The sequence below is a fragment of the Agrobacterium sp. MCAB5 genome (assembly GCF_052114365.1).
Lineage (GTDB): Bacteria > Pseudomonadota > Alphaproteobacteria > Rhizobiales > Rhizobiaceae > Agrobacterium > Agrobacterium tumefaciens.
The window spans coordinates 335295-349260 of the sequence record NZ_JBFREP010000005.1; the positions used below are offsets into that span (position 1 = coordinate 335295).

The window sequence follows — 13966 nt, forward strand, 5'->3', positions numbered from 1 at the left end:
GCTGTTTCGTCTGTGGCAGCCGCCACCGTCCGTCACCTGTCGGCCGGATCAGACAGCTATGTCTGATTCGGCTCATAATGCGAAAACCGGCAGGCTGCGCCACATGCGAATTTTTGCCAGTCTTTTTGTGTGGGAAACTGTGATCAGGCCTTCTTCTGCCAGCGACCTTCCGGCGATTGCTGCCAATAGGTCAGCGCATGACCTTCGGTCTTCAGCCTTTTCCAGTGATTCCGCGCCATTTCCAGCTGGTAGGCATCGTATCCGTCGAACATGAACACTATCCGCTCATAGCCCTCCACCGCCGGCGGTTCGGCACCGTCGACGAGAAACCGGACACTCGCCTCGTTACCGTTCGCATTCGACGCCGTCAAAAGAATCGGCTGGTTTTGCGGCGCGGCAGAGCTATCCGTTGCGTGCGGCAGAAAACTGTCGTCACGAAAGGTCCACAGATGCGTGTCGAGGAAATCGCGGCGCTCCTCGTCCACCGTCTGGATCGCGACCTTCCAGCCGCGTTCCAGCGATTTTTCGAGCAAGGGCGGCAATGCATCCTCCAGCTTCGATTCCGTCAGATGGTAGAACAGGATTTCAGTCATCTGCGGACTTGCAGCTCCGGTCGCATCAATCTTCGTAATGGGCGCGAACGAGTTCGTTCAGCAACCGCACACCGTAGCCGGATCCCCAGGACTGGTTGATCTCGGTCATCGGCGAACCCATGGCGGTGCCGGCGATATCGAGATGCGCCCAGGGTGTTTCGCCCACGAAACGCTTGAGGAACTGAGCGGCGGTGACAGAGCCCGCCAGACGGCCGGAGCTGTTCTTCATGTCGGCGAATTTGGAATCAATAATCTTGTCGTAATCCTTGCCCAGCGGCATGCGCCACAGCTTTTCCGCCGTAACATCGCCCGCCTGCGAAAGACGTGCAGCCAACTCGTCATCATTCGAGAAAAGGCCAGCCTGAAGATTGCCGAGTGCAACCGTGATCGCTCCCGTCAAGGTGGCGAGGTTGATCATGAATTTCGGGTTGAAACGCTCCTTGGTGTACCAGAGCGCATCGGCGAGAACCAGCCGGCCTTCGGCGTCGGTATTGATGATCTCGATGGTCTGGCCGGACATGGAGGCGACGATATCGCCGGGACGCTGGGCGTTACCATCAGGCATGTTCTCCACCAGACCGATGACTCCGATCACATTGGCTTTCGCCTTGCGGGCCGCGAGCGTGTGCATGAGGCCGGTCACGGCGGCAGCGCCACCCATGTCGCCCTTCATGTCTTCCATGTTAAGGCCGGGCTTCAGCGAGATACCGCCGGTATCGAACACGACGCCCTTGCCGACGAAGGCGATAGGCTCATCCTTCTTGGAGCCCCCGTTCCACTGCATGACCGCAAGCCGTGGCGGACGCGCCGAACCCTGCGCCACACCGAGAAGCGCGTTCATGCCAAGCTTCTTCAGCTCCTTCTCGCCGAGAATTTCGACCTCGACACCGAGCTTCTTTAACTCTTCCGCCTTTTCAGCGAACTCGACAGGACCAAGAACATTCGGCGGCAGGTTGACGAGATCACGCGCCAGGACAACGCCGCCCGCGACGGCCTCCGACACGGCAAAGGCCTTTTCCGCCTCCTGATGGACTGCCGTCACGATGACGATTTCTACTTTCTTCGGCGACTTCTCATCATCGGATTTCTTCTTGGTCTTATAGGCATCGAAGCTATAGGCACGCAGCAGCAGGCCAAGCGCAAAATCCGCAGCCGCCTGCGCACCGACATCGACGCCCGGGGCATCTAGATAGACGGCAACCTTGTCCGCCTTCCTGAAATTGGCGGCAGCGGTGCCGCCGGCACGCAACCAGTCATGGGCGACAAGTTTCGCCGGCTTGCCGAGGCCAATGACGAGAAGCCGGTCGGCGCCCGAACCCTGCGGCGCAATCACGTCGAGTGTGGTCATGGACTTTGCGGAAAAGCCCGAAATCTTTGCCGCCCGTTCAAGCACGCCACCCGGATCGGCTTCCGATGCGCCGGCAGCTGCCTGCGCCTCACCCGAGGCTTGCAGCACAACGGCAAGGGTATTTTCAAGCGAGGCGGAATTGGCGAAAGAAATATCGAATTTGGCGGACATGTTTTCCTGCTCTTCGTGGATAACTTGCGTGTGCGCCCGATCATGGCCTTTTCGGCCCCCGGCGCAACCCTGCATTTTTAAAGGCTCACATTCTTTAAAGGCCGACATTCGCTAAAGGAAAGGCATTTTTGTGGAATGGCCGATCGCGTCATGAAACCGACAGCTTGTTCCACAAAAAGACACAGGCGGTGGAAAAATCATCGTGCAAAACATATTTGTGAGCGTGCCGGAATAGCCAATTGCAAACGATGCGATTAGATAGGCGGAAATCCGGCGAGCGATCGCGCAGAAAAACAATGTCGACAAGGGCAGTATGAAGCTTCTCGAGAACTATATCCTGCGACGGACAACGCAGATGTTTCTGGTCGCGCTGCTGCCGGTGCTGGCCATCATCTGGACCATCCAGGTTCTCCAGAGAATCAACCTCGTCACCGATACCGGCCAGTCGATGGGCTCCTTCATGGCGCTGGCGACGATGATCCTGCCGACGCTGATCCCCGTCGTGTTGCCTTTCGCCCTCGTCATCGGCATCACCCAGACATTCACGGCGATGAACAACGATTCCGAGCTTGCCATCATCGATGCGGCCGGATCGTCACGCTCCGTGATGTTTCGCCCGGTTATCATTCTGGCTGCCGTTCTAAGTGCGCTGTCCTTCACCATCACCAACTTCATCGAGCCGCCTGCCCGAAATTCGGCCAGGCAGATGGTGGCGGCTGCCTATGCCGACCTCCTCTCGTCGGTGATCGAGGAAAAGACCTTCCGCGCTGTTCAGGACGGCCTCTATGTGCAGATCGCCCAGCGTCAGGGCCGTATCCTCAAGGGCCTGTTCGTCGCCGACCGCCGCGATCCCAATTTCGATCTTATCTATTACGCCAAGGAAGGCATGATCGATGAAAGCGGCACGTCGCTGACGATGCGCGACGGCGAAGTCCAGCAGAAAACACCTGATGGCAAGGTCTCCATCGTCAAGTTCCTGTCCTATGCCTTCGACCTTTCGACCATGTCGGAAAAGCAGACTTCCGAACCGTCGCTTTCTCCGGGCGATGCGAGCCTCGGTTTCCTTCTCTCGCCAGACGAGAACAACGCGAGTTACAAGCGGTCTCCCGAAAGCTTCCGCAGTGAGTTGCACAAGCGCCTGTCGGACTGGATGTTCGCCTTCGCCTTCGCACTGATATCGCTGGTCATAGCCGCTGATGCACGCTCGCATCGTGAAGCGCGGATGCATCCGATGGTCGCTGCGCTGGTGACGGCCTTCATGCTGCGCTGGCTCGGTTTTTACGTCACCAACCAGGTCAAGCAGAGCGCGGCCTTCATTCCGCTGGTCTATGCCGTGCCGGGCCTCAGCGGCGCCGCCGCCGCCTTTATTCTCATCACGGGTCGCAAGCCGAGAATGCCGAAGATCATCGCGGATACGGCCAGCCGTCTGCGCCGTCTTTTCTCCAGCCGGCTGGCGCGAAGCTCGGGGAGCGGTAACGCATGATTTTCAGCACCCTCGCCCGGTATTTCCTCAAACGGTATCTGATCACGGCCATCTGGTTCCTGCTCGGCGTATCGGCAATTATCTATCTTGCCGATTTCAGCGAAACGGCGCGGCGCATGTCCAGCGTGCCAGGCTATTCTGTTCCAGGCGCACTTGGCCTCACCGCGCTTCGCCTGCCGCTGATCCTGCAGCAGACTATTCCCTTCATCGCGCTCTTCGTCGGCATGACGACGCTGATCTCGCTCAACCGGCGTTACGAGCTCGTCGTCACGCGTGCGGCAGGCGTCTCCGCCTGGCAATTCATCCTTCCTTTTGTCCTTGGTGCGGTCTTTCTCGGCATCCTGTCCGTCCTCGTCCTCAACCCTATCGCCGCCTGGGGGCAAAACCAGTCGCTGTCGATGGAAGCGGGCTGGCGTAACGAAGGCAGCGGCGGCCGCCAGCAGGACATCATTCCCTGGATGCGCCAGTCGAGCGGCGGCCAGGATACGATCATCGGCGCCAAGAGCTTCGAAGACAACGGGACCATGCTTCTCGACGTGGTTCTGATACACCTCGACAAGGCCGGCAACATCGTCTCCCGGCAGGACGCGAAGTCGGCAAAGTTGGAAGATGGTTACTGGCTTCTTAACGGCGTCGCGGAAACCCGCGCGGGACATGTGCCAGTTCGGCAAGAGAGCACGCGGATCAGTACCAATCTGAGACGGGAATTCGTTCAGGAACGCATGACACAGACGGAAACCGTTGCTTTCTTTGATCTTTCTCACAAGATCGAAGTTGCAAAGTCTTTTGGACTGTCTTCGAAAGCGCTTGAGACGCAGTATCATTTCCTGCTATCGACGCCCCTGCTTCTGGTTGCGATGACCTTGATCGCCGCGACAGTTTCATTAAAGTTCAGCCGCTTCGCCCAGTCGCGCTCCGTGATTCTGGGTGGAATCGTTTCCGGCTTCGTGCTTTATGTAGTAACCGTGCTCGTAAGGGCATTCGGGAGTGGTGGCGTTGTCCCTCCCACCGTCGCGGTCTGGGTTCCAGTCATCGTGGCGTTGGCTTTGGGGGCAACCATTCTGCTTCATCAGGAGGACGGCTAGTGGCGGTATATGACCGCGGGAATATCAGGCGGCTTTGGACGGCCCTTCTGACAGGTGCCGCTGTGTGCGCATATTTGGCATCCAGCCCGGTCGCTTTCGGCCAGGGTGGTTTGCTTGCGCCCGGAAGCCAAGACGATTCGAAACTCCTGCTTACGGCAAATGAACTGACTTATAATCGCGATTCCCAGCGTGTCATCGCAAAGGGTGTGGTTCGCATGCATTATTCGGGCTACCGTATGGTGGCCCAGCAAGTGGAATATAATCAGCAGACGGGCCGCGTGATTGCGCACGGCAACATCGAGCTGATCGAGCCCGGCGGCAACAAGATCTATGCCGACGAGATGGATGTCACTGACGATTTCGGTCAGGGCTTCGTCAATGCGCTGCGCGTCGAGACCCCGGACAATACCCGCATCGCGGGTGAAAGTGCCGAACGGCTCGAAGGCGACCGCATGGTCCTCAATAACGGCGTCTATACCGCCTGTTTGCCCTGCGCCGAACGGCCCGAAAAGGCGCCGCTGTGGCAGGTCAAGGCTGAACGTGTCATTCAGGACGGCAAGACCCATACGATCCGGCTGGAAAAAGCCCGCTTGCAGCTCTTCGGCCATTCGATCGCCTATGTGCCGTTCCTGACGGTTCCGGACAATACGGTGAAGCGGAAGTCCGGATTCCTGTTTCCGCAGATGAGCATGACCAATAAGCTCGGCTTCGGTTTCGGTGTACCCTACTTCCAGGTCCTTTCCGATACATCGGATTTGACCATCACCCCTACCTATTACACCAAGCAGGGCTTGCTGCTTCAGGCGGAGTTGCGCCAGCGTTTCGAAACCGGCATGCATACGCTGACGATCGCCGGCATCAGCCAGCAATCTTCTGATACATTTATCGCAGGAACTAGCGATGCGCTGAACGACCAGCGCGGCATGGTGGCAAGCAAGGGCAATTTCAGCATCAATCCGCGCTGGGCCTTCGGCTGGGATGCGATGGTGCAGACGGACAACAACTTCTCGCGTACCTATAATCTAAAAGGCTACAAAAACGACGTTCAGACGAACCAGATATATCTGAGCGGCATGAGTGAGCGAAACAGCTTCGACGCCCGCGGCTATTACTTCAACGTTCAGGATACGGACAATTCCGAACTGAAGGAGCGAAAGCAGGCGATCGTTCATCCTGTGATGGATTATCGATACTTCCTGCCGGATCCAATCTATGGCGGTGAACTATCACTGACCACGAATTTTACCAGCATCAGCCGGTCGACGCAGGATTCTTACGCTTTGGGCGGTTATCCACGCTTCAACGGCCTGGAGGGTTCTTACACACGCCTTTCCACCGAAGCCGAATGGAAGCGCACCTTCACGATGGATAGCGGCCTGCAGATCACGCCGATCCTTGCCGCCCGTGGCGATGCGCTGTGGACGGATATGTCGGCGGCAAGCTTTACATCGGGTGGCACGTCCTATGCCTATCAGGGCATGATGCAGGACGATGCGGCGTTGCGAGGCATGGTAACCGGCGGTCTGGAAGTGCGTTACCCCTGGCTGTTCACGGCGCTTAACAGCAACCATGTGATCGAGCCTATTGCGCAGATTTTTGTGCGTCCGAACGAACAATATGCCGGCCGCTTCCCCAACGAAGATTCGCAGGCTTTCGTGTTCGACGCGACCAACCTGTTCGAACGTGACAAGTTCTCCGGTTTCGACCGGATCGAGGGCGGCACGCGCGCAAACATCGGTCTGCGCTACAACGGCACATTCGACAATGGCTACGGCATTCGCGCCATTGCCGGCCAGTCTTTCCATCTGGCGGGTGACAATTCTTTCGCCTCCTACGATCTCGTCAATGTCGGCGCGAATTCCGGTCTCGAATCCGACCGCTCGGACTACGTCGCCATGGCAGCCTTCGATGCGCCAATCGGTCTTTCGCTGTCGTCGAGCCTGCGCTTCGACAAGGACAATCTCGAGATCAACCGTTCCGAGACAGGCGTCAGCTATTCGGACCGCCGCCTCACCGGCAAGCTCAGCTATACGCAGGTCAAGGCGCAGCCGCAGTACGGCTACAATGAAGACCGCGATATCGTTCAGGCGTCCGGTACGCTGCGCATGGACGACAACTGGTCGCTGTTCGGCTCGATCAACTACGATCTGAACGGAAAATTTGCCGCCGAGCGCCGTATTGGCATCGCCTATCAGGATGAATGCACGATCTTGACGGTCAGCTACTCCGACGAGGGCAATATCACGTCCAGCCGGCAGGCCGCCAATGACTGGTCGATCAATGCCCGTCTGGCGTTCCGCACGCTCGGCGATGTCAGCATCGGCTCCGCAAACGAGGACTGGGCCGATATGGATATCGGCTGGAAACCGAACAATTACTGAGTTTAAAGGCAGGCCAGACAGCATCGTGGCCTGCCTTTTTGCCATCCAGCCAGTAAAAGTCACGGTTTTGCCGCAACAACGCGCCAGGGTTCGTCCGGTATAGAACCATCGGGTTTCTTTCAACAAACCGACACATTGCCGTCTTGCAGATCGCGATGATATATACGTGGCAAATTCGCGGTGCGGATGCACAGGTGCAGATCTGAGAAGCCGGGGTAAGGAATATTCCCCATTGGCAGACAGAACAGATTGGCGGGACGGGGAAACAGACCCCCGCCCTACGAAAGGGAGAAGGATATGATGAATTTCGGAAAGACGGCTTTGCGTGGCGCTGCTTTCGCCTTTGCGATATTCGCCGTTCCCATGGCCGTTGCGCCCTTTGCCAGCCAGGCCTTCGCCGACAGCACGGTCAAGATCGTCGTCAACAAGACCCCCATTACCAATGATGATATTGCCAAGCGCGTCGCCTTTCTGAAGTTGCAGCGCCAATCTGGCAATCTCAACGAAAAAGCGCGCGAGCAGCTGGTCGATGAGGCGCTGAAACGCGAAGAAATCGGCCGTGTGAAAATGTCCGTCAGCACCCAAGAGGTCGATGCGGCTTTTGCGCGCTTTGCTGCCAACAACAAGATGAACCCGCAACAGCTGACGCAGATCCTCGCCAAGGCCGGCGTCGGTGCGGACCATTTCAAATCCTTCATCGCCGTGCAGATGAGCTGGCCGCGCCTTGTGAACGCCCGTTATGGTGCGCGTGGCAAGATGTCTAACCAGGACCTCGTCACCCGCCTGAGGGAACGCGGCGACAAGCCGGTAACGACGGAATATTTCCTGCAACAGGTGATCTTTGTCATTCCGGAATCGAAGCGTAATGCCATTACTGGCAAGCGCAAGGCCGAGGCTGAAGCCTCGCGAAAGCGTTATCCCGGCTGCGACCAGGCCATGACTTTCGCGGCCACCATGCGGGACGTGGCGATCAAGGATCTTGGACGGATTCTGGCGCCCGAACTGCCGGAAGAGTGGAAGCCTCTCGTGGAAAAGACCAAGGAAGGCGGCACCACAGGAACACGCGTGACCGAAAAGGGCGTCGAATATCTGGCAATCTGCAAGCAGCGTCAGGTTTCCGACGATTACGCAGCGGAAATGGTGTTCAAGTCCGAAGACCTGATGAAGGCCAAGGGTGGCGAAAACCCGAACGAGAAGAAATATATGGATGAGCTGCGCAAGAAGGCGCAGATCGTCAACACCTGATACGAGAGCCGGCCTTTCCGTGACACATGCATCCCTGCCGCTTGCCCTGACACAGGGAGATCCAGCCGGTATCGGCCCTGATATCGCCATTGCCGCCTGGGCCAAGCGCCGGGAGAACGGCGTGGCGCCCTTCATCTTCATCGGCGATCCCGATGTGGTGGCGAGCCGTGCGGCGCTGCTTGGCATACCGGTCAATATCGAGACCTGCGAAGCGGCGGATGCCGTCGGCGTGTTTGACCGTGCTTTTCCCGTTCTTCCTCTTCCCGTAGGTTTCGAGGTTCAGGCCGGCCAGCCGCATGTCGGAGCCGCTCATGCGACGATCAAGGCGATCGAGCTCGCCGTTGCCTTGACGGTCGAGGGCAAGGCTTCCGCCGTCGTCACCAATCCGATTGCGAAATCCGTGCTTTACGAGGCAGGCTTCGGTTTTCCCGGTCACACGGAATTTCTCGCCGATCTGGCTTTACGCCTGACCGGCAAACAGGTGATGCCGGTGATGATGATTGCCGGACCCAAGGTCCGCGTCGTGCCGGTAACGATCCATATCCCAGTAAAAGACGTGCCTTCGGCGCTGACGGAAGAGCTGATCGTTACGACCTGCCGCATTATCGATGCTGATCTGCGGCAGAAATTCGGCATCGAGGCACCACGACTGGCGGTCGCCGGTCTCAATCCGCACGCGGGTGAAGACGGGGCATTGGGCACGGAGGACCGCGATGTGGTTCACCCTGCGACCATACGGTTGCGGAAAGACGGGATCGACGCTTTCGGCCCCCTGCCCGCCGATACGATGTTCCACGATGCCGCCCGCAGGCGCTATGATGTCGCCGTCTGCATGTATCACGATCAGGCCCTTATCCCGGCCAAGGCGCTTGGCTTTGACGATTCCGTCAATGTCACGCTCGGCCTGCCCTTCATCCGGACCTCGCCCGACCACGGCACCGCCTTCGGCATCGCCGGCCAGGGCATTGCCAGCGAAACGAGCCTTGTCGCAGCGCTGAAGATGGCGGCGGAGATTTCTCTTCGCAGCCGGGTCGGCGCATAATGGCCGCGATTGACGGATTGCCACCGCTACGCGATGTCATTCAGCGCCATGGGCTAGACGCTAAGAAGTCGCTCGGGCAGAACTTCCTGTTCGATCTCAATCTCACCCAGAAGATCGCCCGAACCGCTGGGCCGCTTGACGGCGTGACGGTCATCGAGGTTGGCCCCGGGCCTGGTGGCCTCACCCGCGCCATTCTATCGCTCGGTGCCAAAAAGGTTATCGCCATTGAGCGGGACAGCCGCTGCCTGCCGGCACTTGCGGAGATCGAAGCGCATTATCCCGGACGTCTTGAGGTCATCGAGGGTGATGCGCTGAAGACCGATTTCGAGGCTTTGGTTCCCGCTGGCGAACCGGTGCGGATCATTGCCAACCTGCCTTACAATGTCGGCACGCAATTGCTGGTCAACTGGCTGCTGCCGAAAGAATGGCCGCCTTTCTGGCTCTCCATGACGCTGATGTTCCAGAAGGAAGTCGGCCAGCGCATCGTGGCAGAAGAAGGCGACAACCATTACGGCCGCCTTGGCGTGCTCGCCGGCTGGCGCACGGTTTCGGAAATGGCCTTCGACGTCCCGCCGCAGGCCTTCAGCCCACCGCCTAAGGTTACCTCGACGGTCGTGCATCTGCTGCCAAAGGAAAAGCCGCTGCCCTGCGATGTCGCGAAGCTCGAAAAGGTAACGGAAGCCGCCTTCGGCCAACGCCGCAAGATGCTGCGCCAGAGCTTGAAAAGCCTTGGCGGTGAAGTTCTGCTGGAAAAGGCAGGCATTGACGCGACACGGCGGGCTGAAACGCTGTCGGTCGAGGAATTTGTGACGCTGGCGAACTGCCTGTAATTGAAGGCGACGTGTCGGCACTTCTAACGCGGGTGACAGAATTTCGGCCAACGCCGCAAGATGCTGCGCCAGAGCGTGAAAAGCCTTGGCGGTGAAGTTCTGCTGGAAAAGGCAGGCATCGACGCGACACGACGGGCCGAAACGCTGTCGGTCGAGGAATTTGTGACGCTAGCGAACTGCCTCTAATTGAAGGCGACGTTTCGGCACTTCTAACGCGGGTGACAGAATTAGAGGACAAGCGCGTGGAGAGTGCCGGTTTTCACTACAAGCTCCACATGCCCGTCGGATCGCCTGATTGCGCGGTCGTGTTGCTACACGGTTCGGGAAGAACGGAGGAAGATCTCGCTTTGTTTGGCCGTGCCGTTTTTCCCAACGGCATTCTGTATGCTCCGAGAGGCATTGTGCGATGGGAAAATGGCTTTGCGTTTTTTCGCAGAAAGCCCGATAGACAACTCGATATCGACGACCTGAAACATCAAGCCGCCGGGCTTTGTCGGTTTATCGAATTCGTATTTCAGCAGACGGGGCAAAGACCCTTTCTCGTGGGATATTCAAACGGTGCGATCATCGCGGCTGAAACAATCTGCCAGAATCGTCATCTGTCGAGGGGTGCAATTCTGCTTCGGCCACTATCCCCCCGCAATAACGAGCATTTTCCGAAGCTCACCGGATATCCTGCGCTCCTGCTGGCAGGTGCACATGATGAGCGGCGGCATCGCGATGATGCGCCCCATTTGGCCGATCAATTTTCGACTGCGGGCGCGGATGTGGTACTGGAGACACTCGACACAGGCCACGGCTGGGCAGCAGACGCGGCAGACGAGCGCCTGTCCCGGCAATGGCTACGTCAGCATTAGAGATAACAAGCCGCTTTAACTGCCAAATCAGAGCTGCGGTTCTTCCGCAAGCAGTCCGCGCACGAAATCGAACATGCCGTGGCGGCGGTCGCGGCGCACACGTTCGGCCTTCACTATCGCTTCTACGGCCTCGAAGGCCGCCTGCAGGTCGTCGTTGAGGATGACGTAGTCGTAATCGCGCCAGTGCTCGATCTCGGCGCGGGAATTGAGAAGCCGGGTCTGGATCACCGCTTCGGTGTCTTCGGCGCGGCGGTGCAGGCGCGATTGCAGCTCGGTCATGGTTGGCGGCAGGATGAAGATCGACACGACGTCGGCCTTCATCTTGTCCTGAAGCTGTTCGGCGCCCTGCCAGTCGATGTCGAACAGCATGTCGCGTCCGGCCGCCATCGCCACTTCCACCGGCTCGCGCGGCGTGCCGTAAAAATTGCCGTGAACCTCGGCCCATTCCAGAAGCTCATCGCTGTCACGCAGGCGCTCGAAGTCGCGCTTGGAGATGAAGTGGTAGTGGATGCCTTCAATCTCGCTCTGGCGGCGCGGGCGTGTCGTCACGCTGACGGACAGGCTGATGTTCTTGTCCTTGTCGAGCAGGTTGCGCGCTATCGTGGATTTACCAGCGCCCGATGGCGATGAAATCACCAGCATCAGCCCTCTGCGGGCAATCGTAACAGGGGGATTGTTCACCGGAACCATGGGTCTACTCCAGATTTTGGACCTGCTCGCGGAACTGGTCGATAACCACTTTCAGCTCTATACCTGCTGCGGTTACCGCACTGGCGTTCGATTTGGAACAGATTGTATTCGACTCGCGGTTAAATTCCTGTGCAAGAAAATCGAGCTTGCGGCCAACTGGCCCGCCATGAGCCAAAAGTTCGCGCGATGCCTGGACATGTGCGTGTAGCCGGTCGACCTCTTCGCGCAGATCCGCCTTGGTAGCGATCAGTGCGGCCTCGGCGTGCAGACGGTCTCGATCGAGCCCGTGCATGCCATCGCCAATAAGGGCAATCTGCTGGGCAAGCCTTGCAGCGATCTGTTCCGGCTGGCGGGAAGGATCGTTTTCGATGAGGTTCACGAGTTGCTCGATCCTGTCGATCTGCCCGGACAGGATGGCAAACAGGGACGCCCCTTCCCGCTCGCGCATGTCCTTCAGCTTCTCGACGGCGGCGGTAAAGCCCGCAAGCACGTCGGCGTTGCGCGCGGCCTGCGCCTCGGCGTCATCTTCCGCCTCGCGAAAATCGACGAGCCCGCGCAGCGACAGTAGCGTATCGAAGCTCAGCGGCTTGTCGTCGACGACGTCGCCCAGTTCTTCCTTGAGAGCGAGAACTGCGGCAAGAGCATCGCGGTTGATCACCGCCTCCAGCCGATTTTCCGCAATCGCCAGCGTCAATCCCGCCTGAATATTGCCACGGGAAAGATGCTGTGCCGCGATTTCCCGCAGGCCCGTTTCCAGCGCTTCCAGACCGTTTGGCAGGCGCAGGCGCACATCGAGCCCCTTGCCGTTCACCGAGCGCAATTCCCACGCCCAGCGGTAACGGCCGGAGGTTCCTTCGCTGCGCGCGAACCCGGTCATCGATTGCAATGTCATATTCAGAAAGCCCCCATCATGCCGTGCAAAAAACCGGGCCTTGTGATGACAAGGCCCGGTCAGAACTATCAGTTATTGGCCGGTTTTTCCGCCTCGGTGCCGCCGGGCTGACCATCCACGACAACATCGGGATTGGCGCCGGAAGCCGCTTTTTCGGCCTCGATCTTGCGCCAGCGGCGCACATTGGCGTTATGTTCGTCCAGCGTCTTCGCAAACACATGGCCGCCGGTGCCATCGGCAACAAAGTAGATGTCATCGGTGCGCCATGGGTTGGCAACCGCCTCGAGCGCGGCCCGGCCCGGATTGGCGATGGGAGACGGTGGCAGGCCCTTGATGACATAGGTGTTGAACGGCGTCTGCTTTTGCAGGTCCGACTGGTAGATCGGACGGTCGGACGGTTTGCCGTCGCCGCCGAAGAGACCGTAGATGATCGTCGGGTCGGATTGCAGGCGCATGCCCTTCTTCAGCCGGTTGTAGAACACCGAAGCGACATGGGCGCGCTCGTCGTCCTTGCCGGTTTCCTTCTCCACGATCGAGGCGAGCGTCACGAATTCTTCGACCGTCTTGATCGGCAGATCGGGGTCACGACGTTCCCAGATCATGTCGATCAGCTTCTCCTGCGCCGCACTCATCTGGTTGATGATTTCCTCACGCTTCGTACCACGGGTAAAGCGATAGGTATCGGGGCGAAGGCTGCCTTCCGGCGGCAGGGTGGCGGGCAATTCGCCATCCAGCACCTCGTCGGCGGCAAGCCGCGCGAACATCTGCTTGACGGTCAGACCTTCCGGCAACGATACGGAATAAAGGATCGATTTGCCCGACTCCAAGAGCATCATGATATCCTTCATCGATGCGCCGGCCTTGATTTCGTATTCGCCCGCCTTCAGCGTCTGGTCCTTTTGCAGGTAGCTGCCCGTCATCAGGCGGAAGACACGGGCATTGGATACGACGTCGTTGCGCTCTAGATTATTGGCGATCTCGATGAGGCCTGCGCCGTTGCGCACCGTGAAATGTGTGTTCGTCTGAAGCGGACCGGGCTCCTGGAACGCATTTATCATGTAATAGAAGGCTGCGACAGCAAGCACACAGACGGCAACCGCAAGCGTCATCAGAAAATTCAGGAAGATCACCAGCTGGCCATGGGCCTTGCGGGAGCGCTTCGGTGGAGCCGGCACTTTTTCCGGCCGAAGCGCTTCGGTCGGGGATTTCGGGATGATCGGGCCGCGATTGCCCTCACCCGCGCCGTCTCGTCCGTATGGTCCCTGGCTGTTCTGGTTCGTGTCGCTCACCGTCGGTCCTTTTCAGTTCGGCGTTGTCAGCGCTTTTTGCGCAGGTAATGCGGCAAAAAC

12 protein-coding genes and 1 pseudogene are annotated in these 13966 nt (G+C 58.7%); 8 read left to right on the plus strand and 5 right to left on the minus strand.

All coding sequences use genetic code 11. The features are described 5' to 3' along the window. Positions 1 to 143: 143 nt before the first annotated feature. Both AB4Z23_RS14825 and AB4Z23_RS14830 read right to left on the minus strand, forming a co-directional pair. The gene (locus tag AB4Z23_RS14825) at positions 144 to 593 is read right to left on the minus strand and encodes a DNA polymerase III subunit chi (protein WP_003512404.1); all 450 of its coding nucleotides are present in this window, start codon (positions 591 to 593) and stop codon (positions 144 to 146) included. 25 nt (positions 594 to 618) lie between these two features. Then, positions 619 to 2112 carry a leucyl aminopeptidase gene (locus AB4Z23_RS14830; protein ID WP_111783173.1) on the minus strand — a complete coding sequence of 498 codons (1494 nt, stop codon included), beginning with the start codon at positions 2110 to 2112 and terminating at the stop codon, positions 619 to 621. Between the two features lie 313 nt (positions 2113 to 2425). On the opposite strand from AB4Z23_RS14830, the gene AB4Z23_RS14835 reads away from it, so the two are divergent. From AB4Z23_RS14835 to AB4Z23_RS14870, 8 genes and pseudogenes are all read left to right on the plus strand, one after another. Beyond that, a complete protein-coding gene (locus AB4Z23_RS14835; protein WP_003512402.1) occupies positions 2426 to 3595 on the plus strand; it encodes an LptF/LptG family permease in 1170 nt (389 codons plus the stop codon). Then, the gene (gene lptG / locus AB4Z23_RS14840) at positions 3592 to 4680 is read left to right on the plus strand and encodes an LPS export ABC transporter permease LptG (RefSeq protein WP_003512400.1); all 1089 of its coding nucleotides are present in this window, start codon (positions 3592 to 3594) and stop codon (positions 4678 to 4680) included. The genes AB4Z23_RS14835 and lptG overlap by 4 nt, the downstream gene beginning before the upstream one ends. Further along, entirely contained in the window at positions 4680 to 7061 is a 2382-nt protein-coding gene (locus AB4Z23_RS14845; protein ID WP_441360298.1) for an LPS-assembly protein LptD, read from the plus strand. Before lptG ends, AB4Z23_RS14845 begins: the two co-directional genes overlap by 1 nt. Positions 7062 to 7358: 297 nt before the next feature. Further along, positions 7359 to 8306, plus strand: coding sequence for a SurA N-terminal domain-containing protein (locus AB4Z23_RS14850; protein ID WP_038490548.1), 948 nt, complete (start codon positions 7359 to 7361; stop codon positions 8304 to 8306). Positions 8307 to 8325: 19 nt separating this feature from the next. After that, positions 8326 to 9348, plus strand: a complete 1023-nt coding sequence (pdxA, locus tag AB4Z23_RS14855; protein ID WP_025592978.1) for a 4-hydroxythreonine-4-phosphate dehydrogenase PdxA — start codon at positions 8326 to 8328, stop codon at positions 9346 to 9348. Beyond that, entirely contained in the window at positions 9348 to 10178 is an 831-nt protein-coding gene (gene rsmA / locus AB4Z23_RS14860; RefSeq protein WP_025592977.1) for a 16S rRNA (adenine(1518)-N(6)/adenine(1519)-N(6))-dimethyltransferase RsmA, read from the plus strand. Before pdxA ends, rsmA begins: the two co-directional genes overlap by 1 nt. Before the next feature lie 42 nt (positions 10179 to 10220). Then, positions 10221 to 10364, plus strand: a pseudogene (locus AB4Z23_RS14865) (16S rRNA (adenine(1518)-N(6)/adenine(1519)-N(6))-dimethyltransferase RsmA); the annotation flags it as partial. A 56-nt stretch (positions 10365 to 10420) separates the two neighbouring features. After that, complete coding sequence (locus AB4Z23_RS14870) at positions 10421 to 11035, plus strand: alpha/beta hydrolase (protein ID WP_421476509.1); 615 nt, start codon at positions 10421 to 10423, stop codon at positions 11033 to 11035. Positions 11036 to 11062: 27 nt separating this feature from the next. Here AB4Z23_RS14870 and gmk read toward each other — a convergent pair whose 3' ends face one another. From gmk to mltG, 3 genes are all read right to left on the minus strand, one after another. Beyond that, positions 11063 to 11725 carry a guanylate kinase gene (gmk, locus tag AB4Z23_RS14875; protein WP_441360299.1) on the minus strand — a complete coding sequence of 221 codons (663 nt, stop codon included), beginning with the start codon at positions 11723 to 11725 and terminating at the stop codon, positions 11063 to 11065. Positions 11726 to 11729: 4 nt separating this feature from the next. Next, the gene (locus AB4Z23_RS14880; protein WP_065658075.1) at positions 11730 to 12617 is read right to left on the minus strand and encodes a YicC/YloC family endoribonuclease; all 888 of its coding nucleotides are present in this window, start codon (positions 12615 to 12617) and stop codon (positions 11730 to 11732) included. 68 nt (positions 12618 to 12685) lie between these two features. Further along, positions 12686 to 13906: an endolytic transglycosylase MltG gene (gene mltG, locus AB4Z23_RS14885; protein ID WP_003512383.1), complete on the minus strand. Its 1221-nt coding sequence runs from the start codon at positions 13904 to 13906 to the stop codon at positions 12686 to 12688. Between the last annotated feature and the right edge of the window lie 60 nt (positions 13907 to 13966).

What these genes read in the sequence shown, in the direction of transcription:
- AB4Z23_RS14825 (WP_003512404.1), bottom strand. Translation starts at nt 593, where the DNA reads ATGACTGAAATCCTGTTCTACCATCTGACGGAATCGAAGCTGGAGGAT.
- AB4Z23_RS14830 (WP_111783173.1), bottom strand. Translation starts at nt 2,112, where the DNA reads ATGTCCGCCAAATTCGATATTTCTTTCGCCAATTCCGCCTCGCTTGAA.
- AB4Z23_RS14835 (WP_003512402.1), top strand. Translation starts at nt 2,426, where the DNA reads ATGAAGCTTCTCGAGAACTATATCCTGCGACGGACAACGCAGATGTTT.
- lptG (WP_003512400.1), top strand. Translation starts at nt 3,592, where the DNA reads ATGATTTTCAGCACCCTCGCCCGGTATTTCCTCAAACGGTATCTGATC.
- AB4Z23_RS14850 (WP_038490548.1), top strand. Translation starts at nt 7,359, where the DNA reads ATGATGAATTTCGGAAAGACGGCTTTGCGTGGCGCTGCTTTCGCCTTT.
- rsmA (WP_025592977.1), top strand. Translation starts at nt 9,348, where the DNA reads ATGGCCGCGATTGACGGATTGCCACCGCTACGCGATGTCATTCAGCGC.
- gmk (WP_441360299.1), bottom strand. Translation starts at nt 11,725, where the DNA reads ATGGTTCCGGTGAACAATCCCCCTGTTACGATTGCCCGCAGAGGGCTG.
- AB4Z23_RS14880 (WP_065658075.1), bottom strand. Translation starts at nt 12,617, where the DNA reads ATGACATTGCAATCGATGACCGGGTTCGCGCGCAGCGAAGGAACCTCC.